This window comes from Arthrobacter sp. CC3, from assembly GCF_039907775.1.
Lineage (GTDB): Bacteria > Actinomycetota > Actinomycetes > Actinomycetales > Micrococcaceae > Arthrobacter.
Genome location: NZ_JARCCY010000095.1, coordinates 1 through 1,657, shown reverse-complemented (window position 1 = coordinate 1,657; position 1,657 = coordinate 1). Strand labels below are relative to the sequence as shown.

The 1,657-nt window shown below is 63.8% G+C and carries 1 protein-coding gene; it reads right to left on the bottom strand.

The genetic code is table 11. The features are described 5' to 3' along the window. Window positions 1-140 precede the first annotated feature (140 nt). Entirely contained in the window at window positions 141-1,535 is a 1,395-nt protein-coding gene (locus tag PV761_RS24115; protein WP_347900039.1) for an IS1380 family transposase, read from the bottom strand. Window positions 1,536-1,657: the final 122 nt, after the last annotated feature.

Here is a 1,657-nt window from a genome sequence, read left to right as displayed (position 1 = left end):
AGCCTCGATCCACCGGTTGTGTTTGATGGGGCGGGGTCGTTCTGATCTTGGTCCGGGTTCGGTCGATGGGCATGACGGGGTTCCCGGCCTTGCTGCCGGTGGTGTTCCGTGGTCCTGGTTGCGCCGAGTCGGCTGGGTGATCAGATAGCGGAGGTCCGTGGTGGCCCGCAGGCCGCTTCGAAGAGGTGTGACCAGCTGGTTTCCCATGGCCAGTGAACGGGCAGGTGCAGGGTGATTTTCCGTGCCGAGGTCGCGATCCTGGCGGGGACCGTGATGAGTTTTCGGCGGATGGTGCCGCTGCGTGCTTTGCCCAGGTCGGTGCCGGCGAGGGTGCCGATGGCGCGCGAGAGGTTGAAGGCGACGCTCGCCAGGACCAGCCAGGCCGCGTTGGCGGTGAACTTTCCCGAGGGCAGGTGCGCCAGGGCACTGTCTTTGAGGTCCGCGTTGACCTGCTCGATGATGGCGTGTTGGCGGTGGGTTTTGTCTGCGGTGACGGTGTCCAGGTCGCTGGTGGTGAAGAAGGCGTGGAAGCGGTGGGTGTCGAACAGGGTCTGTTGCCCGGCTCCTGCTTTGGCGTTCAGTTCCGGGATCCGGCGCACGACCAGGCGCCCGTGGACGCGTTCGGCTTTCTTTCGGCCCACGAAGGCGGTGAACGCGGTTTCGGCGACTTCCGCTGAGGAAATCCAGGCTCCGGTGGTTTCATCGCGGACCGCGTCGGTGTATTGGATTGTGGTCCAGGCCGTCTCGTTGATGGTGGCGATGGCACGTTTGACGGCCGGGTCCATCCTGGCGGTAATGGACACTTTCGCGCCTGAGCGGTGGGCAGCGGCGACGACCGGGTGGCCGTAGAACGCACTGTCGGCACGCAGCAGCACCAGCCCGGTGGCATCCTTGCCTCGCAGCCGTTTCACGGTGGCAAGGATGTCACCGATGAACTTCCCCGCCCCGCGCGGGGAGCCGGAGCTTCCCTTGCGCAGCCTCGCGCCGATGATGACCGGCGCCGCGGTCGCGGTCGAGAGGATCCCGATCAGCGCGTTTAGTCCCCTGACCCCGGAGTAACCGTATCCGGAACCCTGTTTCCGGTAGCCGTGGACTTCCTTGATGGTGTCGTCGATATCGACCAAAGCGTAATCATCGATACCGGAGGCGATCGGGGCCACCGCGGCGACGTTCACCAGCCACCGGGCGGCGAGGGCGTCGAGTTGGCGGACATGGCCGAAGGTGAACGCCCGCAGGAACGATCCCAAAGTTGATGGGGCATATGCGCCGGCGAAGAGTTTCTTCATCCCGCCGTGTCGCAACAAGGCCATGTCATCGATGGAATCGGCTCCGGCGACCATTCCCGCGACCATCGCAGTGACCTTCAACCCCGCATTCGCGCCGAAGTATCCGGGCAGCGTCAGCCACTGATCAGCGAGTTCGCCGAGGCTGGTTTTCACCGCCAGCGCCATCGCCGGGACCAGACCTGCGGCCGACACGAGATTGGAATCATCGAACGCGGCTGACACGCGCGTGGATCTATGGAAAAGTTGCACCTACGAGATGCCTCTCGGATTGGTTAAACGGAGTTCTAGACAAACCCCATTTTTCCCGATCCGACAGGCATTCTCCGTTTAAACCGCCGCTACAACCTCAAACCGACCGGTGGATCGAGGCT